This is a genomic window from Ruoffia sp. FAM 20857, from assembly GCF_045528645.1.
Classification (GTDB): Bacteria; Bacillota; Bacilli; order Lactobacillales; family Aerococcaceae; genus Ruoffia; species Ruoffia halotolerans.
Genome location: NZ_JBGQRB010000001.1, coordinates 102548 through 126777, shown reverse-complemented (window position 1 = coordinate 126777; position 24230 = coordinate 102548). Strand labels below are relative to the sequence as shown.

21 protein-coding genes are annotated in these 24230 nt (G+C 36.9%); 1 reads left to right on the top strand and 20 read right to left on the bottom strand.

What is annotated here, in order from left to right; translation table 11 throughout:
- From ACEN4N_RS00595 to ACEN4N_RS00505, 19 genes are all read right to left on the bottom strand, one after another.
- Positions 1–329 (bottom strand): transposase (locus ACEN4N_RS00595; RefSeq protein ID WP_407093483.1); only part of this gene is annotated, 329 nt, incomplete at its 3' end.
- 64 nt (positions 330–393) lie between these two features.
- Complete coding sequence (locus tag ACEN4N_RS00590; protein WP_407089614.1) at positions 394–1650, bottom strand: LL-diaminopimelate aminotransferase; 1257 nt, start codon at positions 1648–1650, stop codon at positions 394–396.
- Positions 1651–1674: 24 nt separating this feature from the next.
- Positions 1675–1950 carry a chorismate mutase gene (locus ACEN4N_RS00585; protein ID WP_407089613.1) on the bottom strand — a complete coding sequence of 92 codons (276 nt, stop codon included), beginning with the start codon at positions 1948–1950 and terminating at the stop codon, positions 1675–1677.
- A gap of 10 nt (positions 1951–1960) precedes the next feature.
- Positions 1961–3448, bottom strand: a complete 1488-nt coding sequence (locus ACEN4N_RS00580; protein ID WP_407089612.1) for an SLC13 family permease — start codon at positions 3446–3448, stop codon at positions 1961–1963.
- A 345-nt stretch (positions 3449–3793) separates the two neighbouring features.
- Positions 3794–4744 carry a hypothetical protein gene (locus tag ACEN4N_RS00575; protein ID WP_407089611.1) on the bottom strand — a complete coding sequence of 317 codons (951 nt, stop codon included), beginning with the start codon at positions 4742–4744 and terminating at the stop codon, positions 3794–3796.
- A 138-nt stretch (positions 4745–4882) separates the two neighbouring features.
- On the bottom strand, positions 4883–6763 hold the full coding sequence (locus ACEN4N_RS00570; protein WP_407089610.1) for an ABC transporter ATP-binding protein: 1881 nt from the start codon (positions 6761–6763) through the stop codon (positions 4883–4885).
- Positions 6763–8937 carry an ABC transporter ATP-binding protein gene (locus tag ACEN4N_RS00565; RefSeq protein ID WP_407089609.1) on the bottom strand — a complete coding sequence of 725 codons (2175 nt, stop codon included), beginning with the start codon at positions 8935–8937 and terminating at the stop codon, positions 6763–6765. Before ACEN4N_RS00565 ends, ACEN4N_RS00570 begins: the two co-directional genes overlap by 1 nt.
- Positions 8938–8946: 9 nt before the next feature.
- Positions 8947–9399 (bottom strand): MarR family winged helix-turn-helix transcriptional regulator, encoded by a 453-nt coding sequence (locus ACEN4N_RS00560; protein WP_407089608.1) that lies wholly within the window; start codon positions 9397–9399, stop codon positions 8947–8949.
- A 159-nt stretch (positions 9400–9558) separates the two neighbouring features.
- Positions 9559–10395: a pyruvate, water dikinase regulatory protein gene (locus ACEN4N_RS00555; RefSeq protein WP_407089607.1), complete on the bottom strand. Its 837-nt coding sequence runs from the start codon at positions 10393–10395 to the stop codon at positions 9559–9561.
- Entirely contained in the window at positions 10395–11015 is a 621-nt protein-coding gene (locus ACEN4N_RS00550; protein WP_407089606.1) for a helix-turn-helix transcriptional regulator, read from the bottom strand. Before ACEN4N_RS00550 ends, ACEN4N_RS00555 begins: the two co-directional genes overlap by 1 nt.
- Positions 11016–11050: 35 nt before the next feature.
- Positions 11051–13672, bottom strand: coding sequence for a pyruvate, phosphate dikinase (ppdK, locus tag ACEN4N_RS00545; RefSeq protein WP_407089605.1), 2622 nt, complete (start codon positions 13670–13672; stop codon positions 11051–11053).
- Positions 13673–13818: 146 nt separating this feature from the next.
- Positions 13819–14670, bottom strand: a complete 852-nt coding sequence (locus ACEN4N_RS00540) for a MurR/RpiR family transcriptional regulator (protein ID WP_407089604.1) — start codon at positions 14668–14670, stop codon at positions 13819–13821.
- Between the two features lie 26 nt (positions 14671–14696).
- Positions 14697–15791 (bottom strand): DUF871 domain-containing protein, encoded by a 1095-nt coding sequence (locus tag ACEN4N_RS00535; RefSeq protein WP_407089603.1) that lies wholly within the window; start codon positions 15789–15791, stop codon positions 14697–14699.
- A 66-nt stretch (positions 15792–15857) separates the two neighbouring features.
- Positions 15858–17207: a PTS sugar transporter subunit IIC gene (locus tag ACEN4N_RS00530; RefSeq protein WP_407089602.1), complete on the bottom strand. Its 1350-nt coding sequence runs from the start codon at positions 17205–17207 to the stop codon at positions 15858–15860.
- A gap of 12 nt (positions 17208–17219) precedes the next feature.
- Positions 17220–17537 carry a PTS sugar transporter subunit IIB gene (locus ACEN4N_RS00525; protein WP_407089601.1) on the bottom strand — a complete coding sequence of 106 codons (318 nt, stop codon included), beginning with the start codon at positions 17535–17537 and terminating at the stop codon, positions 17220–17222.
- A 12-nt stretch (positions 17538–17549) separates the two neighbouring features.
- Positions 17550–17873, bottom strand: a complete 324-nt coding sequence (locus ACEN4N_RS00520) for a hypothetical protein (RefSeq protein WP_407089600.1) — start codon at positions 17871–17873, stop codon at positions 17550–17552.
- A gap of 19 nt (positions 17874–17892) precedes the next feature.
- On the bottom strand, positions 17893–18213 hold the full coding sequence (locus ACEN4N_RS00515) for a PTS lactose/cellobiose transporter subunit IIA (protein WP_407089599.1): 321 nt from the start codon (positions 18211–18213) through the stop codon (positions 17893–17895).
- A gap of 170 nt (positions 18214–18383) precedes the next feature.
- The gene (gene anmK / locus ACEN4N_RS00510; protein WP_407089598.1) at positions 18384–19523 is read right to left on the bottom strand and encodes an anhydro-N-acetylmuramic acid kinase AnmK; all 1140 of its coding nucleotides are present in this window, start codon (positions 19521–19523) and stop codon (positions 18384–18386) included.
- Positions 19524–19541: 18 nt separating this feature from the next.
- Positions 19542–20330 carry a hypothetical protein gene (locus ACEN4N_RS00505; protein ID WP_407089597.1) on the bottom strand — a complete coding sequence of 263 codons (789 nt, stop codon included), beginning with the start codon at positions 20328–20330 and terminating at the stop codon, positions 19542–19544.
- 163 nt (positions 20331–20493) lie between these two features.
- Here ACEN4N_RS00505 and ACEN4N_RS00500 point away from each other — a divergent pair, with 163 nt between their 5' ends.
- Entirely contained in the window at positions 20494–21717 is a 1224-nt protein-coding gene (locus ACEN4N_RS00500; protein ID WP_407089596.1) for an NADH-dependent flavin oxidoreductase, read from the top strand.
- Positions 21718–21861: 144 nt separating this feature from the next.
- Here ACEN4N_RS00500 and ACEN4N_RS00495 read toward each other — a convergent pair whose 3' ends face one another.
- Entirely contained in the window at positions 21862–24207 is a 2346-nt protein-coding gene (locus ACEN4N_RS00495; RefSeq protein WP_407089595.1) for an ATP-binding cassette domain-containing protein, read from the bottom strand.
- Positions 24208–24230 lie beyond the last annotated feature (23 nt).

The following is a 24230-nucleotide window of genomic DNA, read 5'->3' as shown; positions in this document are numbered from 1 at the left end:
CGATAAAGCGTCCGCATGGAACAGTCAATGGGTTTTTCTTTACGCCCGATAATGACATCGGGTGTCCAGCCCTGTGAGACTTTTTCTTTAATGTAGACTTGTTGGTCTGCAGGAAGGACACACTTACATCTACCACACCGTTGTTTGTTTTTCTTATATTGTTGGTAATACTCAATGGCGGTATGGCCCTCTTTTAAGAAGTTGATGACGTTATAAATAGGTGTTCTAGAACGTTTTAAACGACTGGCAATGGTCGAGACCGGAATATGTTGGTGGTAATATGATTCTATCATCACCAGTTCATCCGTGGTAAGATGGGTGTAGGTCATTTGTGGTCACTCCTTTGTATTCTTTGGTCGGAATTACAAGTTGAGTGTACCACAAATGGCTGTTTTAGTTGTCTAGCTTAATTTTACAATCGGCGTTATAATAAGTTTCGACGATTCTTTGAGTCGCTTCAACTGTATCTTCATATGTTCCAAAGGCAGTCAGTCGCATAAAGCCTTCACCATTAGCCCCATAGCCAGAACCTGGTGTGATGACAACTTGACTTTCCTGTAGTAATTCATCGAAATATTCCCAAGAAGATAAGTCTCTCGGTGATTTCAACCAAATATATGGCGCATTTACCCCACCATAATGTTCAATTTTTGCATCATTGAAAGCATCAACCATATGCTGAGCATTACGTTGATAATATACAATATTATCCTTCAACTCTTTTTTAACTTCCGGTTCGAAAGTCGCTAATGCCGCGCGTTGAATGATATATGAGGTACCGTTAAATTTCGTTGGTTGGCGACGCGTCCACATGGCATTCAATGATTGACCTTCAATCACAAGTTCTTTAGGTATGACAGTATAACCTATACGCATACCCGTGAAGCCCGCTGTCTTAGAAAAGCTACGCATTTCAATCGCACATTGCTTAGCCCCTTCACATTCATAGATGGAATGCGGGATATGATCATCTTGTATAAAGGATTCATAAGCCCCATCAAAAATTATGACACTTTCATGCTCAATCGCATAGTCAACCCATTCTTGCAGTTGATCCTTCGTCATAGCGACACCCGTGGGATTATTCGGTGAACAAATATATATCACATCTGGCTGCTCGCCTTCATCAAAATCTGGCACCGCTTGAAAGTGATTATCGACCGTCATCGGAATCGTTATTAATTCAGACCAACTTTGACTCATATCATCATAATGTCCTAAGCGTCCCGCCATAACATTACTATCAATATAAGTTGGATACGCCGGATCACCAATGGCAATCTTAGCTTCCAGACTAAATAACTCTTGAATGGCTCCTGCATCTGTCTTTGAACCATCTGATATAAATAAGTCATCTTCTGATAAATCAATATTCAATGTTTGATAACTATGCTCTATAATCGCTTGCTTAAGAAATGGATAGCCAGTACTTGGCCCATAGCCTTTGAAAGTTTCAGAATTCAATTGTTCTTGACCTGCTTGAGTCATTGCTTCATCCACTCCCCTTGGTAAAGGTTGAGTGACATCACCAATAGACAATTTGATAACTTCTGAGTCAGGATTGCCTTCTTTGAATGCTGAAACTTTCTCAGCAATATGATTAAATAAGTAATTCCCAGGTAAGCGATTAAAATTCGGATTTATTTTCATAAAACTGCTCCTTTATCCTATCTCTTACGACTTTCTTTTACTCATCCATTCTTGTTGATGACCTCTGGAAATGCGCATAATGTTCTCATATAAATCGGCTAACTCACCTTTTAAAGAATCAACTTCTAAGTAACTTTGTACTTTCTCGATAACGACCGCTTCACGGCCACTATCTAAGATTTCCATATTGTTCTCTAATTTAATTTCAGCTACTTCTTCAACCGTTTTCGTTCGTTCTTCAAATAAATTTACCAATTCGCGATCAATTCGGTCGATGGTTGCTCTTTGTTTTTCTAACATATTATTCCTCCTATGATAATTGACTTAAAAATACGCTTCCTAATGTATATCCTACCAATACCGCACTTGCGGCACTCCATAATAATAAGTAAAAACCATATAATAAAGCATCTTTAGCTGTGGTCCAACCAGATCCAATTGAGATAGCAATATAAGGCATTGCAGGTGGTGTCATGTATGCAAGTGACGCCATGAATCCAATTAAACTCGCAACTACAGCCACGTTAATTGGTAAATCTACTTGTGAACCTGCAATTGTTATAACAATAGTAGTAACAACCGACACAGTTACTAAGTTTGATGAGAAGTTTGTTTGGAAGCCTGCCCAAAGAATGAAAACTAATACCATTAATAATGGTGACAAGCCAACTAACAATGGTGTTAAGAATGATTCGATTAATGTAATCACACCCATATCAGGATTTGATAAGAAACTACCTAAAGTGAGTGTCGCGGCTACGATGAGTAAACTCGGCCAGAACACACCTTTAGAAATTCCCTCTTGTAACTTAACTAAGGGCTTCCCATCTACGTGAACTACTGCTAAAGCTAAAGAACCGATCATTGGTGGAAAGGCAATTCCCGCTGATTTTAGGAAGGCTGCCACTCCAGGTAAGATAAAGCCTAATACTTCTGGTAATAACCATAAAGCAACTACTCCACTAAAGATCGAAACGACTGCTTTTTCCTTTTTATCCGCTTTTGGTAAATCTGATAATGAAGCAATCTCACCCAGTTTTACGTTAGATAAATCCATTCGCCAAATCCACTTTAGAGAGACTAAAAGAATTAAGAAAATTGTTAAGCCTGCTGGCACTGCGAAACTCATATATTGACCATTCGTAATCGCCGTTCCGTAGGCCGTTTCATATAGCCCCATCGCAGTAATTGCGAACACGTGGTTAATAGGCGTCATCGCTGTTCCAATAGCTATTGAAGCATATAAGGCGACTAATAATTTCGAAGCTTGCTTATCCCCTTTTTCTAATCCGAATTGGGTCATAACCTCTTCATAGATTGGAAAGGCAATCATAAATAAGATCGTTGGTGAAACGAACGTACTGATTAATAACATCACCGATAGAAAAGCAAAAACAAATCTCCAAGGACTCACTTGAGCCCAAGCACTATTAATTGCCCATGCCGAAACACGCTTTAAAAATGATGTTTGTTCTAAGGCGTGTGTCACTAAGAACGTAAAGAATAAAAAGACAAACGTTGTATTACCAAATGACTGCTGGAAAATTTGTCCATAAGTGACTTCAGGTAGAAAACCTAAACAAATTAAACATAAAATACTTGGCCAATCAATGGCAACAAACAGCCACAATACCAAGCTACTAGCAAAAATAGCTAGAACTGAAAAAGTAACGGTTGGAATATTGAATAAACCAATTTGCATCGTTGAATTCAAAACAGCTAGAGCTAATATAAGTAAACTAATGACGATTGAGATAATCTCACTAGTTTTAAATCCTTTTGAAATAGAATTTGACATTGTTTACACTCCCCTTTTTTATAACTTTTCAACAAAAAAACTGCTTAGCATAAACTAAGCAGTTCTCGAAACTGGCCATTTTAGGAGGTCCGCTTAATTTATACTCTAAGCGGCCAAGACACAACAATATCAAGCCTCCATAGATATGAACTTTCGTTATACGTTCATACTAGGTGGTATGAACGCTATCTAAAGTAGCTAAAATACATTGATTTTAATGTATGGGATGATTGTTGCATGTTCCTAACCTCATTTCTCTGTTTCAAACAGTATACCTGACTACTCACACGAAATCAACATCAAATTCTAATAATATTTTAATTTATATTGTTTTCATTATTTATTCTATGAAGCTACTCCCACTGGAACTTCATCAGGCACTTCAATACTTTCATTAAAGTTTTTGTCAGTGACATTATAATTAAATTCTACTTGCAATGACTCTGGCATGTCCGGATCAGGTTCAGATGCTGAAGCTTCTTCGAGTGTTTGAACATCCGAATCAACCATCACTTGAATCGCTGTAATAAAATAATCTTCATCCATTTCGACGGTAATTGTATAATTTAATCCATCAGCCAAAGCAATAGCTTGACCTTCATAATTTTCAATTTGATTACTAATCTCAACACCCGAATCCACTGTTTCTTGAGTCACAGTCATTCCTAACTCTTCTAAGGCTTCAAAGAATTCAATCCATTCTTCTTCTGTTTCGAAAGAGTTAATTGTGACAGTGTAGCCATTATCATTCTCTTCTACCGTCGTTTTCTCACTTAATAACTGATGCACCCTAGACGGAATATAATAACTACGAATTGATCCTTCGATGACTGATACAAGCATTTGATATTGAGTAGTAATTTGTTCCGCTGGCATACCGAGTACCGTAGTAAGGTCAGCAGTGACCCATTCACTTTCACCCTCTTTAGTAGAATCTTCTTCAAATGTGTACATTGTTTCATCGATGATATAATTTAGTAAGTGATATGTTTCATCCTTTGTCGACCCATCGTTATGTTCAGCGTTCATCGTTGCGTCTAAATCAAAACCTACTTCAAGTTCGGGCGCTATCTTGACTTGAAGTCTTCCATCAACAGTGTAGTCCATCTTTCCTTCAGGATAAATTAAATCCATATTACCTTCAAAGTCACCTTTAAAGGATTCAATTTCTTTCAATCCATTAATCACATTTAACAAGACATCATCTGGAGCAAGTTCTTGTGCTTTTGCCGGTAAGGGCCCCATAGTTAAGACAATTAATAGAGTAACAAGTATGACGTTTATTATTTTCTTCATTTGTAAACGCTCCTATCTTCTTTGATACTTATATTATAAGCTTTATATAAACTTAAGTTCAAATATATCGAAGTTTTTGCATATAAAAAAGACATGAACAACGATTTGTTCATGTCTTTTGCTTATTCAATATTGACTTTAATCATCAAATTCCTCAAACGGTGAACCACCTGAAGCGAATTGACTATTGTAAAGATCTGCATATTTGCCACCTCTAGCAATTAATTCGTCATGGTTCCCTTGTTCAACAATGTCTCCGTTTTCCATGTATAGAATTAAATCAGAGTTTTTAATCGTTGAAAGACGGTGAGCAATAACAAAACTTGTACGACCTTCTACAATACGGTCCATCGCTTGTTGGATGAGAATTTCAGTACGTGTATCAACTGAACTTGTCGCCTCATCAAGAATAAGAACTGGACGGTCTGATAATAAAGCTCTTGCAATCGTCACAAGTTGTTTTTGACCTTGAGAGATGTTTGAAGCTTCTTCGTTAATTTCAAAGTTATAGCCACCAGGCAAGTTCTTAACGAAATTATGGACATGAACAGCTTTTGCTGCTTCAATCACTTCTTCATCCGTGGCATCTAATCGACCGTAACGAATGTTTTCCATAATTGTTCCGTTAAATAACCAAGTATCCTGCAATACCATCGAAATTGAACGTTGGTAATTAGCACGACTATACGTTTTAACGTCAACACCATCTAAGTTTATTGATCCGTTATCAACATCATAGAAGCGCATTAACAGCTTAACCATTGTTGATTTACCAGCACCTGTCGGACCAACTAAGGCAACCTTTTGTCCGGCTTTTATATCGGCATTAAAGTCTGTAATGATGACTTGATCAGGATTATATCCAAATTGAACATGGTTAAATGATACATCACCGTGTACATTTTCAATATCTAAAGCATTACCTGTTGTTTGATCTTGTTCTTCTTCATCTAAGAATTCAAATACACGCTCTGCCGCTGCAACCATTGTTTGTAATAAAGTTACAATTTGAGCTAACTGAGTGATAGGTTGTGTAAATCGGTTAACGTATTGAGTGAAGGCTTGAATAACCCCGACACGAATCATACCAATAATTACAAGGTATGCCCCAACCATTACAACAGCAGCATAGCCAAAGTTTTGTAAGAAACGCATGAATGGGAACATGACACCTGAGTAGAACTGTGATTTCCACGCAGATTCTTCTAGTTTAGCATTATCTTTATAAAAGACATCAATAGCATTATCTTCTTGGTTAAATGCTCTAACTATATTTTGCCCTGAGAAGTTTTCTTCAATTTGTCCGTTAATTACACCAAGGGATACTTGTTGTTGACGGAAGTATTTTTGAGATACATTAATTAGTATACGAATTGTAATTAAACTAATTGGTACGACAATTAATACAACTAAAGCGAGTATCCAATTAATTGTAAACATAATAATCGCAATACCAAGCATTGTCATGATAGAGTTTAATAATTGAGCAAAACTCTGTGATAATGAAGCTCCAAGTGTATCGATATCGTTACTAATTCTTGATAAGACCTCACCATGTGAGTGAGATTCAAAGTATTTCATTGGCATATTATCAATCTTATCTAACATCTTTTTACGTAAACCGTAAGTGACATTCTCCGTAACACCTGTCATTACAAAACCTTGAACCCAGTTGAAAATTGAACTCACTACGTATAAGGCTAATACTGTTAATAAGATTCTACCGATAACATTAAATTCAATCGAACCTGTTCCTTGAACTTCAGCTAATACACCTTCAAATAATGTTGAAGTGGCTTTACCTAATTCACGAGGACCAATAATATTAAATAATACAGAGAGAATAGTCGTAAAAAAGACAAGTAATATTGCCCATTTAAAATTCAATACTTCTTTAAAGATTCGAAGTAAGCTATCTTTAAAGTTTTTTGGTTTTTCTACGGCGCCTTGACCACGGGGTCCAGCAACTTTTGGTTGATTTTGTACTTTTTCTTCTTGTTGAGTATCTTTATCTGCCATTATTCTCCCTCCCTCTCTTGTTTAAATTGTTCTTCATAATTATCTAATTCGGCTTGAGATAATTGAGATGTTGCGATTTCGCGGTAAACTTCGCTTGTTTCCATTAATTCTAAGTGATTACCTAATCCAACAACTTTACCTTCATCTAGAACAAGAATTTGCTCAGCATCAAGGATCGTACTAATACGTTGAGCAACAATTATCATTGAAGCATCCGAAACTTTTTCACTTAAAGCTTGACGTAGTGATGCATCGGTCTTGTAGTCTAAAGCAGAGAAACTGTCATCAAAGATGAACACTTTAGGTTGTTTTGCAATGGCACGAGCAATTGATAAACGTTGTTTTTGCCCACCAGACACATTACCTCCACCTTGTGAGATACGCTCTTTAAAGCCACGTTCTTTTTCTTCGATAAATTCAGTTGCATGAGCAATATCAGCCGATTCATGCATCACTTCATCAGAAAGTGAATCAACACCGTATCCAATATTGCTTTCAATGGTACCTGAGAATAGTACGGCTTTTTGCGGTACGTATCCGATGATATCACGGAGTTGTTTTTGACTAATATCTCTGATATCAACGCCATCAATCTTAATTGATCCTTCTGAAACATCATAGAATCTCATTAATAGATTTAAAATCGTTGATTTACCACTACCGGTACCTCCGATAATTGCTGTTGTCTTACCTGGTTCTGCAGTAAAGCTAATGTTATTAATTACATTATTATCTGCACCAGTAAATTTGTAACTGACGTTATCAAATTCTACGACACCTTTTGGTGATTCAATTACTTTTATGTCTTCTTTATCATTAATAGATAACGGTGTATCAAGTATTTCTTGGATACGTTCCCCAGAAACGATCGCACGCGGAATCATAATTGACATCATCGTTAACATAAAGAATGAGAAGATGACTTGCATTGTATAAGTGATAAATGCCATCATCTCACCTACTTGCATTAAGCCGTCACCAATACGGTGGCTACCTACCCAAATAATTAAGACTGAAATACCATTGGCAATCAGTAATAGGATTGGGTTCATTAATGCCATTGTACGACCAACAAAGATATAACTATTACGTAAATCTTGGTTCGCGCCATCGAAGCGCTCAGATTCTAAATCTTGTCGACCAAATGCACGAATAACTTGTAGCCCAGTTAAGATCTCTCTGGCAAACAAGTTCACTCTGTCAATTTGTTTTTGTAACACTTTAAATCTTGGTATAACAACACTCATAAGAATTCCCATAAGAACTCCGACAAGTGATAGGGCTAAAATCGTAATCCAAGACATTGAAATTTGTGATTGGAATACATAAATTAATGCCCCAATCGCTAACATTGGTGAGAATAACACAATTCTAAAGAATACTGTTACCACCATTTGTACTTGTTGCACGTCGTTTGTCCCACGTGTAATCAGTGAAGCCGTTGAGAATTTCTCCATCTCTTCATTAGAGAACTGAAGAACTTTTTCGTAAGATTTTGTTCTTAAAGTACTTCCGACTTTCGCACCAACGACTGCTGCTACATAAGCTGCAAGTGCTCCGCCACCGAATGCAACTAAGGCAATCAGTAACATTTGTCCACCTTGCGTTAAGACGTAGTTAATTTGAGTACTACTTAAGTCTCCTCCAGCTTCTTCAGTTGCTTCTAAAACTGATTGAATCGCTGTTGAATGCACCATCGCAGGTCCGAGTGTATTCATTTGTTCAACGTACTCATCACGCATACCAGATAAGTCCTTCACTTCTGAACTGTCACTTTCTTGAGCTGTCGCTGCTAATTCTTCTTCAGACATCCCTGAGATTGTTTGATACATAGCTAAAGGAACCTCAAAAGATTCACTTAAAGCTGTCATCATTTCTTCGTTTTCTTCAACGGAACTTTTAATTGTATAATTTCCGTTTCCATCTTGTGTATAATGCTCTTCAATTAATTCCTGTTTTTCAGGTAATAATAACATCTCGAATTCCGCCATTGAATCGGCTGTCATTTTTAATGGTACTGCTAATTCCACACCACTGTTTTGAATCCCAACGTCAACTAAGTTAGACGTATAAGTTGGTAACAAAAGCGTTGTGAATGCTTGTATAAAATGCGCAACAAGGGCAATAATAACCCATTTCCAATGAGGTTTTAAATGATTAATTAAATTTTTCATATAATATTACTATTCCTCACTTTCCTCTTTTATTTTATTTAAGACTTTTGTCAGTCGAGCTCCTGTATCGAGAAAGACACGGATCTCTTCTTCAGAAAACTCATCGAAAATAATTTTCATTGAGTTTTCCATATGTTGAATGGCTCGCTCATAATTTTCTTTTCCCTCATCTGATAATTTAAGAAAGATATTACGGCGATCATCTGGGTCATCTTCTTGAATCAGCCATTCTTTTTGAACCAAGCCTTTGACCGTTCTAGATATTGCTGGTGAAGATACGTTCATTAAAGTAGCTAATTCACGAGAGGTCAACATTTTATCTTCTTCTCGATGAGTTTTCCATACATGAAACAGTATCTTGAACTCGCTTTTTGACATCACTGATCGACCTTGAACTTCTGCAGCTCTAGAAAACATTTGCGACATGTTGTACATCTGATGCACTAAATGACGCTTTTTCACTATAACACCTCCTTAAATAACTTAACTTTGTTAATAGTTAACTTTGTTAATTATAAGCGAGTTATTAAATGAATTCAAGTAAACCATTCAAATAAATCTATGAATACGATTTCTTATCTAAAAATAAAAGAACCAGCTATAAATCGCTGGTTCTCGTGTTTATTTCTCAGTATCATTCAATTGATATTTCTTATATTCTTGTATAATATGTTCAGCCATTTCTTCGATCGATTGATTTTCTACGCTGACAATATGAGCATCAACTTTATCGAATAAATCGTTCGCAAACATTAGTTCAGTTTTCACACGTTCAAGACTTGAATAGGTCGCATTCTCATCAAGTCCAAGAAACTTTACTCTTCCTTTACGAATATCACTAATGTATTTAGGCGATGCTGATAAGCCAAATATCTTTTCTTTTGGAATTTCAAAAATTTCTCGTGGGATATTTGCTTCAGGAAAAATGGGTAGATTCGCAACTTTGTAGCCTTTATTAGCTAAATACATACTTAAAGGTGTCTTAGATGAACGAGAAATTCCTAAGATGACGATGTCAGCTAATTTAAAACCGCGTCGGTTCTTTCCGTCATCATATTTAACTGCAAATTCAATAGCTTGAATTCGCTTGAAGTATTGATCATCTAAATTATGTAAACTTCCACTCTGTTCACTCGGTTCTTTGTTAGTGATTATTGAGATATGCTGTATTAAATCATGAATCGGATTAAAGTAGAACAAGTCATTCTTTTGGGTAAATTCTTTTGTAAAATAATGTAAGTCTTCATTAACTAAGGTTGCAACGACTGTGGCATGATGCTTTAGTGCATCTTCTAAAATCTCAGTTAATTCTTCTAACGTATTAATAAATGGAAATCGTTTAACACTTGAATCAGTGAAAGTCGGAAACTGTGCCAGTGCGGCATTTGTTACCCTAATCGCTGTCTCTCCAACTGAATCTGATATAATATAAAATGTTTGGTGATATTTTTCTTGCACTAAGCATCCTCCTCTGAACTTAACTCAACGAGTAAATCAATTATATTCGTCTTAGACATCTTGCCAATAACCTGATCGTCTGAACTAATTACCGGTAAAGAATCAATCTGATGTTTGGAAATTAATTCCGCCGCTTTCAGCACCGTCATTTCTGATGTAACCGCAATGATGTTAGGCATTCTGGTCATGACAATTGCGACTGCAGTCTTTTCAGCTTGGCCTGCAAGCAAACTTCTTAGTAAGTCTTTTCTTGATACAACTCCGATGAGACTTTTCGACGATGAATCCACTACATAAAGTGAGCCAACATCATACATGAATAATGAAGTAATTGCATCATTTACCTTTGTGTCCGGGTAAACAATGACGGGTTGAATCATCACATCCGCCACTTTATACTGATTAAATTGCTCAAACAAAAGTGACTGAGGTTCAAGTCCTGAGTAGATATAACCGACTTTCGGTCTAGCATCCAGAACCCCGGTCATCGTTAATACAGCCAAGTCACTTCTCAACGTCGACTTCGCTAAACCAAGCTCTTCAGCAATAACATCACCACTTACCGGTTCTTTGCTTTTAACAATTTCAACAATTTGTTTCTGCCGTTGTGTGAAATTCATATTATTCCCTCACTTTACCATCTAAATATACCTGATTATTGATTTAATTTGATTGCACTTTGAGCTGCTGCCATTCGAGCGATCGGAATTCGGTAAGGTGAACAAGACACGTAAGAAAATCCTAATGACGCAAATAATTCTACTGATTTTGGGTTTCCTCCGTGCTCACCACAAATACCAAGTTTCATTGTTGAATTTACTTTCTTAATATTTTCAATCGCTATCTTCAGTAAAGCACCGACACCTTCTTCATCCACACGTTGGAATGGGTCATAGGCAAGTACACCTTCATTCACATACTGGTTTAAGAATTTCCCAGCATCGTCTCGTGAATAACCAAAGGCCATTTGTGTTAAATCATTTGTACCAAAACTACAGAAGTCACTGTGTTGCGCAATTTTGTCCGCAATTAAACTTGCTCTAGGTGTTTCAATCATCGCTCCAATTGTATACGGTACTTGAACTTGATGTTCTTCTAATATAGTTTCAATTCGCACTTGAATAATTTCTCTTAGGTAAGCCGTTTCACGCTCTGTACTTACTAATGGTATCATAATTTCAGGCTTAACGGCTATACCTTTACTATTTAACTCAATAGCTGCTAACATGATTGCTTCTGCTTGCATCAAATATAATCCTGGGTAAGTCATTGCTAAGCGGCAACCACGGTGTCCGAGCATTGGATTTAATTCTTTCAAACCTGTCAGCCTTTGCGAAATATCTTCAACTGAAACGTTTTGTTGGCTTGCAACAAGTTCAATATCTTGTTTAGAATTTGGTAGAAATTCATGTAAAGGCATATCCAGGAGACGTATTACCGTTGGTTTATCTTGAATCAATTCAAAAATCTCTCTAAAGTCACCTTGTTGATGGATTAAAATCGAGCCTATTGCATCTTTTCTTTCTTTATCACTGTTAGAAAGGATAAAGCGACGTAATTCTCTCAAAGGTTCTGGTTGAAAGAACATGTGCTCTGTTCTAACAAGTCCAATTCCTGTTGCCCCAAAGTCTAAGCCCGCTTGAATATCTAAAGGCGTTTCGGCATTCATACGCACTTTTACTGTCGCAATGTCATTTACCCAAGACATCACAGTATGGTAATTCTCATCTAAATCTGAATTTCGAGTTTGAATTGCTCCGACATAGAGTGATCCTGTGTCCCCATCGACTGAGATGATATCCCCTTCAACTAAACTACCACCAGGATAATGCAGGGACTTCTGCTCTTCATTAATCTCAAGTACATCACAACCTGCTACGCAACATTTTCCCATGCCTCGGGCAACAACGGCTGCATGAGAAGTCATCCCACCATGGTTTGTAACGATTGCCTCACTGACACTCATTCCTTCAATATCTTCAGGAGAAGTTTCGTGACGTACTAAGATGACAGGTTTACCTAGTGCCGACCATTCTTTTGCTGTTACAGCGTCAAATACTACATGTCCCATCGTTGCGCCTGGACTCGCTGGCAGACCATTGTCTGTCACTAATTCAGCTTGAGCTAAATCTTTCTCATCAAAAGTCGGGTGTAATAATTGATTAATCGATTCTGGATCAATCGTTAATAATGCTTCCTCTTTAGTTAAGATGCCTTCATTAACAAAATCGACGGCGATTTTGAATGCTGACTTTGCTCCTCTTTTTCCATTACGAGTTTGCAGTAGATGTAGCTTTCGGTCTTCGATTGTAAATTCCACATCTTGCATGTCTTTATAGTGCTGTTCTAATTTATTAGTCATGTCTAGTAATTCAGTATAGATTTCAGGCATACTTTCATTTAAACGGTTAATAGAGATGGGTGTGCGAATTCCAGCCACTACATCTTCACCTTGAGCATTCAATAGGAATTCGCCATATAATTGGTCTTCTCCTGTTGATGGGTTTCTTGTGAAAAGAACACCCGTACCACTTTCTTTGTTCTTGTTACCGAATACCATCTCTTGAATTGTTACTGCTGTTCCAATTGAATCTGGAATATTATTTAATTTTCGGTAAATTTTGGCTCGATCATTATTCCATGATTTAAACACCGCTTCAACCGCACCCATAATTTGTGCTTTGACATCTTGGGGGAATGCTTTACCAGCAAGATTTATATAGATTTCTTTATACTGCGAAATCATATCTTTTAGATCATCAGCTGTTAATTCGAAATCTTGGCTATAACGTTTATTTCTTTTAACTTGATTTAAAATATTATCAAAGTGTTTCATATCAATACCATACACAACATTCCCATACATTTGCAGAAGTCGACGATAACAATCATAAGCAAAGCGTTCATCTTGTGTGATTTGTGCAAAGCAAGCAACATTTGCATCATTCAAGCCTACATTCAATATTGTATCCATCATTCCTGGCATTGAAATCGTCGCACCACTTCTAACTGAAACTAAGAGTATATTTTCTGTGTCAGAAAATCCTTTCTTTGAACTTTCCTCCAAGCGAATTAATGCAGCATTTATCTCTGATTGTGTCATTGAATCCAATTCCTCACCATGTTCCAAATAATCGATACATGTTGCCGTCGTTATGACAAAGCCTTTAGGTACTGGTAAACCTAAGCGCGTCATCTCAGCTAAGTTACTCCCTTTACCACCTAATAACTCTTTCATCTCTAGGCTTCCTTCATTAAAATCGTATACATGTTGCATAATCTATGCCTCCTAAATTATTTAATGCGTCATAAATACAATTATATAATACGCATTATATAAAAGACATATGATGATTGATTGCAACATATATATTGTTTCGCATAAAGAAACAGCCTATGCTCAAAGCATAGGCTGTTAAACAATTAGTCATTGTAATCTTTAATCGCTTTACGTGAAAGCAAAATTCGATCAATCGCATCTTCATAATGTTTTGATGCATAAGTGTGAAATAATATATCCACGACATAAAACTGTACATGCAGAGAAGCAGTCGCCGCGCTACGATATAATTGTTCATTCGCTCTAACATGGCGTAACGTTACGTCGGCTTCTTCAGATAAACTATTCTTTCCAAACTGTGTAATCGCCATCGTCTGACAACCTGCTTTATTTGCAAGTTGCATTAACTTTATCACTTCTTTTGTTTCACCCGAGTTAGATATACCCACGAAAAGAGCCTTTTGTTGGTTCCCTGTTATGAGAGTAATCATCACATGTGCATCTTTTTCAACAATCGCTATCTTGCCAATACGGCGCCACTTTTGGGCAAAGTTTTCTGCCACGAGGTGAGAAGATCCCACCCCATATACATAAATAACATCTGCCTCTTCAATTTGCTGAATGGAAGCATTGACTTCTTCTTCTTTAATTAATGATGTTGTATCAACTAAAGATTGATGCGCATTTCCCAATAATTTTTCTTTAATTTCATAAAAATTCTCATCCTCACTTATATCAGAGTAACCTGAATCGGTTAATTTTGATAATTCGCTGGAAATCATTAGTTTCAACTGGGTATATCCATCAATATCTAAGCGTCTACAAAAACGAACCACGGTTGGAGCACTGGCACCCGCTTTTTCTCCCAACTGCTTAGCTGAAAGATAGATTGTGTCTTCTGGTGCATCTATAATTGCTTGAGCAATCTTCTTTTCCGCCTTAGGTAAACTCTCTTTGATTGATTTTATCAAGCCAATAATATTTGTCTCAGCCAAACAATCCTCACCACTTTTCTATAATATTAACGATTTACTTGAAGTTTAAATTTTTGCCAAGGTTTTATATCATCTAAGATAAACATTTCCTCTTCTCTTACTCTTCCTACAACATTACTCTTACCGCTGTTTTTCATATCCTTGAGGGCAATTTGTAATTCTCCAGCATAATGTCCGTACTCACTACTTTCAATAATGACATCACCTCGTCGGATGACTTCTACTGGATTTATGACATCAAACTGGTGTCCTTTGTATTTTACTCGGCTTTGGGTAGAGCGAATCATATTTTCACTGATATCGCCTCGGTTAAAGTGCAATGTATCGAATAAAATAGCTGTCTCAGTTTCAGGTAAATTCTCAATTGGATCAACGTTAAATACCGGCATTGTTAGATCTAATTCTTTTACTTTTTGTAATTCGTCCTCTGTTGGGAAGCAGTTAGATATAATTATATCATCGATGAGGTTTAATGTAATATAATGTTTTAATTGAACATCTAAAGGTAATTCCCGATGAATCTCTAATGTTGGCAGACCATCCGTGACTGGCCAAGGTCCATATGTATCTTTATTCTGACTTGTAATAAAGGCTGCCGTTCTTAACCCATATTGGCTAAATCGCTTTGTACATGCTTTGAAGAAATCGATTCCTAAACCACTATAACGGTGTGGATAAAAGTTATGACAAGCGATTAAATTATATTGGTTAGGTTGATAGTCCATGATGGTATCAATCGTATGTACATTATTACTCATATTAATCTCAATCAGCAAATCTTGCTCATTAAAAGTCATTAAAGCCTCTTCACTTCCGGTGAAGCCCATGTCTAAACGCAAGCCATCGGCTCCAATCTCTTTAAAGAATGATAAATCATCATAACTTATGTTTAACTTCTCAAAGATACGAGGGGCCACATCAACAATAATTTCAAAGCCAAGGTCTTTAGCATACTGATTCACTTCTATAAATTCAGATATGATTTGATCTTTGTTACCATCAGCTGATAGAAGACATGAAAAGATTCGACTGAAGCCACTTTCTGAAGCGGCTTTAATATATTCTTTGATACGTTGACTGTCATCTTTTTCTGGATAAATTGATATTCCTAGTTTTCTCATAATTACCTACCTTTTTACTTAATAAACGCCCTAGATTAATAGGACGTTTGAATGTGTGATGATATTTTATTCTGCGCTTGTATCTTGTTGTTCTTCGGCTAATAATTGGTTGTCATAAGTACGAACAAATGGATAATAAATTAAGACAGCGATGAGTGTTAAGACAATATTTAGTACTGCTGCTCTCCAGTCATTCCCCATAGAAAGGAAGGCTCCTATTGGGCCAGGTAACGTCCACGGTGCACTTGCGACTGTTCGACTGACAAATCCCCATTCTGTTGCGTACCAGGCAATTACAGCATTCACCATTGGAGCAACCGTGAATGGAATCATTAATGTTGGGTTCAAGACAACTGGTGCCCCGAAGATTAATGGCTCGTTAATATTAAAGATTGCTGGAACTAACGCTGTTTTACCTAAGGTTTTCCCATAAGTAGATTTAGTTGCGAACGCAAGTAATAATGCAAGACCAATCGTTGCTCCTGCACCACCGATATAGATAAACCATTGATAAAATGGCTCTGGAGCTGTATTCTGAATGGCTTCACCCGCAGCTAATGCGGTTGTATTTTGCTCTAAAAGGACTAACCATAAAGGTCGAGCTAAAGATCCAACAATGGATGCACCGTGAATACCAAAGATCCAGAAGAAATTCGTTAAGAACGTTAATAGTAATACCGAACCTAATGAGTCAGAAGCTGAAATAAGTGGTTCCATAAATGTTGCAATAATTCCGTGAACATCTATTTCCATCCACATTGTAATCGCTGATACGACAATTAGAATAATAGCAGTTGGCGTTAGGGCTTCAAATGAACGTGCCACTGAAGCAGGAACTTGTTCTGGCATAGAAATCTTGAAACCACTACGTTGAGTAAATCGATATACTTCAACGGCGAAGAAGGCACTCAGTATCCCGATAAACATCCCACCGGATCCAAGATTTGCCATTGGAATATTAAAGCCAGCTGGAATTTGTTCTAAATAAGTTGCCAATTCAGGATTCTGTGTAGCTAATTCAGTCACGCCATCAGTGACTGCAGGAATCATCACCGGGATGACAGTTAATAGATAAGCTAATTCTGCTAAAATCCCGCCTGATAAACCATCTAAATCGTAAGATTTTGCTAAAGAATACCCAATACCAAAGACAGCGTATAAGGTCATAATGTACATTGACATTCTATAAGGTAATAGAATCTTGAATTGACTCTCCATAATCCAATTTGAAATACCCCATGATTCAGGTAATGAGTTTGGTAAAAAGGCAATAACCATAAACATAGAAGCAACAATAATGATCGGTAATGTCGCAACAATACCATCACGAATGGCTCTTAAGTGACGTTGCTCACCTAATTTTGCCATCGGTGTCGAAAGATGTGAATCAATCCAATTCGCTATGTTTTCAAACATTTTTTATCCTCCTTAGTTGAATAAATCACTGGCTTCATTTTTAATTTGCTCTAATAAAAATTTCCCACCGATGGGTGAATAACCTTTAGGTGCAATTAATAAGATTGGCACATTGGCTTTGTCAGCATCTGCTTTAAACGTATCAAATCTGTGACGCACTTGCGGTGCTACTAATGCTAAATCATACTCTCTTCCTACTTCATCAGAAAAGGCAGAAGTACTTATTTCATTTACTTCAAAATCCAATCCATCTTTTTGAGCTGCTTCTTTTAACGACTTCGCAGCAATGGCACTCGACATTCCACCGGCACAAACTAATAATATTTTCATTCTAATTCCTCCTTAAAATAAGACAGCAGCATAATAAATTCCAAATAACATGACAAAAGCTAAGACTGAAAACACGCCCCCTAACCAAAGAAAAGCTTTACCTAATTTCTTTTTGTTTTGAATTTTTTCTTGGATAAAACCTATACCATAACCAATGACTAGACTTAATAGTGTAATTACTACTAAAAGCATATTTCTTGGAATGTATTCAATAATAGTCATTCCAATGGTAAATGTTATAAATATATACAACATCAGTAAAAAGGCATTTTTGAAACTGAGTGTTGGAACTTGCGTTCTTGCTTTTGTTTCTGATCTGTTTTTAGCCATCATCATCACCTTTCACCTTTTATGCTTAACTTAATTTCTTCTCCAACTCATTCAATCGTTTATTCTGTCTAATGAGTATATTCGCTAAATCCCTTACTTCCATCGCAGTCATCAAGTGATCTTGGGCATGGACGAATAAAACTGAAACCGTAATATGGTTTCCATTCACTTCATCCGTAATAATGCTTGTTTGTACTTTATGTGCTTTTTTCAAAAACTCATTCGCCTCAACAAGTAATTCCTCGGCTTTCTCGTACTCCCCTTTTTCTGACGCTTCGATTGCTTCATAGGCTAATGACTTCGCATTGCCTCCATTAGAAATAATCTCGAAAATAATTTCTTCCATTTCATCGCTCCTGTCTCATTTTTAATGAATACGTTTTCACACATTGATAATAACATACATTTACTTAAATTGAAATATCATTTCGTGTATTTTAAAAATAAATGAAATTTTCTTCAATAATCAGCAAAAAAACTCAACAAGATTTTGAGCTTGTTGAGCTATTATAATATTTAAGGTGCGTATTGAATTTTACCTAAGATGGCTGGTTTTGAAGCGCCAGTGGCACTTGGGACATTTGACGGTTGTTTATGAAGAGTTTCGTTGGCTAATATAACAAACGCAATCGCTTCTTTCGCATCTGAATTGAACCCAATATCCTCCTGAACTAAAATAGACACTTCTGGCATTAATTCTGACAAGTACTTTCTTATGGCTTTATTATGACTTCCCCCACCAGAAATGATTAATTCATCGAGAGTATGTATTTTCTCTACGTATTCGTAGTAGTGATAACTGATGCAATACGCTGTGAACCAAGTTAGTGTCGCCACGACATCTTCTGCTTTACTTGATTTATATCTTTTTAATATAGGCGCCACATAATCATCGCCAAACATTTCTCGACCTGTTGATTTTGGAATGGGTAACTTTAAATATGGATGACCTTTCAATTCAGCTTGGAGTTGAGGAATGAATTCACCACTCAAGGCTGATTCTCCCCCATTATCATAGTTTTTCTGAAAATAATGTTTCATTGCCGAGTCAATCATCATATTTGCTGGTCCTGTATCAAATGCTACAATATCGTTGGAATCCATTGTATTTGGGACGATTGTAATATTTCCTATGCCACCAAGATTTTGTAAACCTCTGGATTTATTCTTATCTGCGTACACTACGTACTCAGAATATGGAACTAAAGGGGCTCCTTGCCCACCTAATGCAACATCGATCACGCGAAAATCACTAATCACTGTACAGCCACAACGTGCTGCGATGACGCCACTTTCACCCAATTGCATTGTATTTGCAACGTATTCATTATTAGGAAAAGGATGGTGGTAAATTGTTTGACCGTGACTGGCAACAAAGTCCAACTCAGTTGTTTCGATCCTAGCTTTTTGACAAATTTGTTTAACTCCATCAGCAAACAATTCACCTAATTCAAAGTTTAGCGATGACAAATCGGCTGGTCGAATGAACTCATTTGCAGCACATTGACGAACTTTTTCTTGAATTGCTTGAGGTAAATCATACGTATCAAATTCAATTAAACGCACACTCGTATCCGTTCCGGAGCCTAATATTTCACATAAGGCGACATCAATTCCGTCTAAAGATGTCCCCGACATAATTCCAACTGAAAGCATAAACGACCTCCTCTTTATTTATTGCGCAGGTTCAAAGACTTGATTATCCACTTGCGAAACAAGCATTAAATATATGAATCCTGAAAAACTATAGGCCATTAAATCTTCAAAAGTAGCTGTTGAGTCACCCACAACTTGCCCATCTTGAATAATTAATAAACCACCTTCGCCAATATTTGTTGACTCTTTTGGATAGCCTACTCCGTACGCATACTCACCGTCTACTTTTATTTGTCCAAACCCATTTAATTCAAAATTTTCAACCTCTACCAATTCATCCACACTTGCATTGTCAGATACTAGAGCTGAATGGTCAGTAGTTGAAACTAATCCGTCTGCCATAAAGGCAAGTGATAAAGTAGTAATCCCCGTATAAATTAAATTCTCATTCACAAAATAAAAATCAACTTGAGCCCAGTCTTCAATACCGGTGGTCGGATTTAAATCCCCTTCTTCAGCCCGATAAATAAAACTAATCGTTGCAGTTCCATCTTCTGCCGATTCCTCAGCAACTTCAATATCCTCATCTGGATTATATGTTTCAAGAACTTGAGTGTAAGATGTTCCTGGATCCATTGTTTCTAAATCTGCTAATTGATACTCTTCGATAGCAGTTTGATAATCTTCCCAAGCTTGATCTAACATTTTATTCTCCTGAGCTGTGTCTTCAAACAATGTGAGTGCCCAATCAGGTATCATTTCAAAGTCTGTGCTTGTTGTTTCTGATGTTGCATGAACATGATTTATTAGGGGACCAAACATCGTGAATAGAAGTAACATGACTAAACTTTTTTTCATATTTTTCATTTTTATTTCCACCCTTCCATATAAAGCAGCAACCTATCTTGTTTTATTATACTGAAATCCCTTTCATAGTGGTACTAATATGAGTTATTTTGTAACCGTGTGAGTGGTCGCTTTATTATCTCTATGATACAATTGATATAATATAAATTAATAGGAGGATCAAATGTCAAACCAAATTAACAAAAAATATGCGCCACTTTTCGAACCCTTGCGTTTACCTAATGGAATTGAGATTGCTAACCGCTTTTCGTTAAATCCATTAACAACGAATGCATCATCCCGTGAAGGCTATGTCACTGAGGAAGAAACTCTTTATGCCGAAAGACGTAGCAAATCTGCGCCTCTTCAAATAACAACTGCTGCGTATATCGAAGATTATGCACAATTGTTCGAGTTTGGACCGAGTGTTCGTGACGACAGTTATATCTATGGTTTATCTAAATGGGCCGAAGCTATGAAAAAAGATGGTGCGAAAGCCATACTACAATTAACTCATGCCGGTCGTTTTGCGAAAGTAACTTTGCGCGATTACGGCGTAGTATATGGTCCAAGCCAAATGAGTTTAAAAACTCCGATTGAACACGAAGTTTTACCTATGTCTAAAAGAAAAATTAACCACGTGATTCAACAATATGCTGACGCGACACGCCGTGCCATTGAAGCTGGATTTGACGGAGTTGAAATTTCGAATGCTCAACGCCTATTACCACAACAGTTCTTCTCACCTTTCTCAAATGAACGCGATGACGAATACGGTTCTCAAACATTGGAAAATCGTGCACGTTTCGGTGTTGAAGTGATGAAAGCTGTTCAAGGTGCTATTGATGAGTCAGGTGTTGAAAACTTTATTCTTGGCTTTAGAGGAACACCTGAGGAAACGCGTGGATCTGAAGTTGGCTATACTGTAGATGAGTTTAATCAATATTTTGATTGGCTATTAGAAGTGTCAGATATTCAATACTATGCGATTGCTAGCTGGGGGCGCGACATTTATAAAGCAACTGCCCGCGCTGGAAAACACGAAGGCGAATTAGTTAACAAAGCAGTTTATGATCATATTAATGGACGTGTTCCAGTCATAGCAACAGGTGGGATAAATGACCCCGATAAAGCACTAGAAGCTTTAGAAAATGCTGACATGATCGGAATGTCATCTGTGTTTGTTACTGAACCAGATTTTGTTCAAAAATTGGAAATTGGTAAAGAAGGTGACATCAGACTTGGCTTTGAATTAGATGAGCTGGCTGATTTAGCGATTCCGAGACGCGCTTTCAAAGATTTAATCGAATTTATGGACTTCGGTGGATCGTTACCTCAAGAAACGCGCGATGAATTCCGTAAACTGACTCAACAAGACGACACAAGTTACTTTAAAGAGTTTAAATAGCAAAAAACGACTCAATCCTATGCGGTTGAGTCGTTTTTTTGGTTTAGGTAGGAAATTTAATGTGAATCCTTCTTAATTTATTGATTTTCTGCGTGGAAGTGACACTTTGAGTTTCCATAGTATCGCTCACCAACCATAAACCGATTAATCTGCTCGTAAAGCAATCGCCGCGTCTTTATTAGCTGCCATTTTAGCAGGAATGTGTCCACCTAGTACAGTTAGGATCGTGCTGATGATTACTAATACGAGTGCGTGTACTGGATCTAGTTGGGCAACATTAGGTAATTCCGTCAACGATTCGATTACTGAGTTTATTGGGAAAGTCAGTAAGTAAGCGACGACGATTCCTATAACACCTGAGAAGACCCCAAGAATTAATGTTTCAGCGTCAAATACACGTGTGATATCTTTCTTACGAGCACCTAAGGCTTTCAGTACACCAATCTCCTTCGTTCTTTCAAGTACAGACGTGTAAGTAATTATACTAATCATAATCATACTTGTAATTAATGAAATAGCTGCAAAGGCGATTAACACATACGTGATCGCATCCATTAAGCCTCCAGTTAATTCTGTCATCGTACCAGCTAAGTCAGAGTAAATAATTTTATCTTCATTAGCCTTACCTTCATTAAATTCATCAAGGTATGCCAACACTTCATCTTTAGCTTCGAAATTGTTCGGGTAAATCATAATTGTATTTGGTATTTCATTGGCACTTAAGAAAGTCATTAATTGATCTTTTGATTCACCTTCTAAAGGTTCATTTGTCATCACATTAACATCGGATTCTTCTTGTGCTTGAACGACATCAGATTCTTGATTTTCGTTTACAACTTTTTGAGCGAGTAAATCACTGTACGCAATACCTGGAGCTAATAAGTCCATTGGTGAGTCTTCTTTAATTCGAAGAACGCCTGAAACTGTGATTATTTCATTTGAATCATTATTGTAAACCTCTTCTAAATCTTGGTTTGGTACATAATTACCTGTAGGTAACTCTTCATAATAAGCATTATTATAAACTAATGCAATTTTAGTTCCGACAATATCTTCAAATGGAATCGCGTCACCTTCTTCTACTTCAAATCCTAAATTATTCAAGCCATGTAAGTTCGCTTCGTTATTCTCATCGACAATTAGGACGACTTCATTTTCATTGGCTGGATAATTTCCAGAAAGGACATCATAGTTATCTTGTAAGAATGTATTGTTGCCAGAATCTAAGTTATGCGGGAATGTTGAGACACCAACACCCGTCATGCTTGAGACCATATTCATCATATCACCAGTGATTTGATTTTCGCTATCAACATTTGAAAATCGAACCATTTGTGGCTCGCCATCAATTTCACGCATTAAATTCAACTGCGTGCTACGCGCATAGTTAATATGTTGACTTAACGCCGGATCAATATTTTCCACATAATCAATAAATTCTTCATCAATTGGATTAATATGTTGTAAATTCTCTCTCGGATCCACATCTGCGACTACTTCTGATGTCTCAGGAAAAGGTTCGCCGCTATCTTGAATATTCGTCAGATTCTCTGCGGATGTATCTTGAGCAATTTGAGAAATCGTAATCGGAAACTGCGCTAATGTTTCTGCTTGTGTTTGGTCAATTTGCTTTTGGAAACCATTTGATAAAGATAGGACGACTGCTATTCCGATGATTCCGATACTGGATGCAAATGCAGTTAGGAACGTCCGTCCTTTTTTAGTCCAAATATTTTTAAATGATAAGCTTAATGCTGTAAAATAGCTCATCTTAGTACGTTTTAAATTTAATTTATCTGCTTCAACCGTATTGTCATATGGATTTGAGTCATTAACCATTTGACCATCGCTAAATTCAATAACGCGATTGGCATAATTTTCAGCTAATTCAGGGTTATGTGTGACCATAATCACTAATTTCTCAAGTGATAGTTCTTGAATTAACTCCATAATTTGAATACCAGTATCTGAATCTAATGCCCCTGTGGGTTCATCACATAGTAAAATATCTGGATCATTTGCTAACGCACGTGCAATGGCTACACGCTGCATTTGTCCTCCGGATAATTGATTTGGTTTTTTATTTAAGTGATCTCCTAAGCCAACTCGTCTTAAGGCATCTTCCGCTTTTTGACGTTTTTCCTCTTTCGAAACACCACTTAATGTCATACCTAATTCCACATTATCAGTAATGCCTAGGTGACTAATTAAATTGTAACTCTGGAAAACAAAACCAATAGAGTTATTTCGATAAGCATCCCAATCTGTATCTTTAAAAGATTTAGTTGATTGCCCATTAATAATCATATCTCCACTATCGTAGCGGTCAAGTCCACCGACCACGTTTAGAAATGTTGTCTTCCCTGAACCACTTGGCCCAAGAATTGCTACGAATTCTTTTTGACGAAACGCAACAGATACATCATCTAATGCTTTCGTAACTGTATTTCCTACTTTGTATACTTTTTTGAGATTTTTTAACTCTAGCATACTTCACTTCCTTTATATATATT

Excerpts from the sequence above, each read along its gene's own strand:
- ACEN4N_RS00550 (WP_407089606.1), bottom strand. The coding sequence starts at position 11,015 with ATGAATTTCACACAACGGCAGAAACAAATTGTTGAAATTGTTAAAAGC.
- ACEN4N_RS00575 (WP_407089611.1), bottom strand. The coding sequence starts at position 4,744 with ATGAAGAAAATAATAAACGTCATACTTGTTACTCTATTAATTGTCTTA.
- ACEN4N_RS00590 (WP_407089614.1), bottom strand. The coding sequence starts at position 1,650 with ATGAAAATAAATCCGAATTTTAATCGCTTACCTGGGAATTACTTATTT.
- ACEN4N_RS00585 (WP_407089613.1), bottom strand. The coding sequence starts at position 1,950 with ATGTTAGAAAAACAAAGAGCAACCATCGACCGAATTGATCGCGAATTG.
- ACEN4N_RS00565 (WP_407089609.1), bottom strand. The coding sequence starts at position 8,937 with ATGAAAAATTTAATTAATCATTTAAAACCTCATTGGAAATGGGTTATT.
- ACEN4N_RS00580 (WP_407089612.1), bottom strand. The coding sequence starts at position 3,448 with ATGTCAAATTCTATTTCAAAAGGATTTAAAACTAGTGAGATTATCTCA.
- ACEN4N_RS00525 (WP_407089601.1), bottom strand. The coding sequence starts at position 17,537 with ATGAAAATATTATTAGTTTGTGCCGGTGGAATGTCGAGTGCCATTGCT.
- ppdK (WP_407089605.1), bottom strand. The coding sequence starts at position 13,672 with ATGCAACATGTATACGATTTTAATGAAGGAAGCCTAGAGATGAAAGAG.
- ACEN4N_RS00570 (WP_407089610.1), bottom strand. The coding sequence starts at position 6,763 with ATGGCAGATAAAGATACTCAACAAGAAGAAAAAGTACAAAATCAACCA.
- ACEN4N_RS00520 (WP_407089600.1), bottom strand. The coding sequence starts at position 17,873 with ATGATGATGGCTAAAAACAGATCAGAAACAAAAGCAAGAACGCAAGTT.
- ACEN4N_RS00495 (WP_407089595.1), bottom strand. The coding sequence starts at position 24,207 with ATGCTAGAGTTAAAAAATCTCAAAAAAGTATACAAAGTAGGAAATACA.
- ACEN4N_RS00500 (WP_407089596.1), top strand. The coding sequence starts at position 20,494 with ATGTCAAACCAAATTAACAAAAAATATGCGCCACTTTTCGAACCCTTG.
- ACEN4N_RS00535 (WP_407089603.1), bottom strand. The coding sequence starts at position 15,791 with ATGAGAAAACTAGGAATATCAATTTATCCAGAAAAAGATGACAGTCAA.
- anmK (WP_407089598.1), bottom strand. The coding sequence starts at position 19,523 with ATGCTTTCAGTTGGAATTATGTCGGGGACATCTTTAGACGGAATTGAT.
- ACEN4N_RS00505 (WP_407089597.1), bottom strand. The coding sequence starts at position 20,330 with ATGAAAAATATGAAAAAAAGTTTAGTCATGTTACTTCTATTCACGATG.
- ACEN4N_RS00515 (WP_407089599.1), bottom strand. The coding sequence starts at position 18,213 with ATGGAAGAAATTATTTTCGAGATTATTTCTAATGGAGGCAATGCGAAG.
- ACEN4N_RS00530 (WP_407089602.1), bottom strand. The coding sequence starts at position 17,207 with ATGTTTGAAAACATAGCGAATTGGATTGATTCACATCTTTCGACACCG.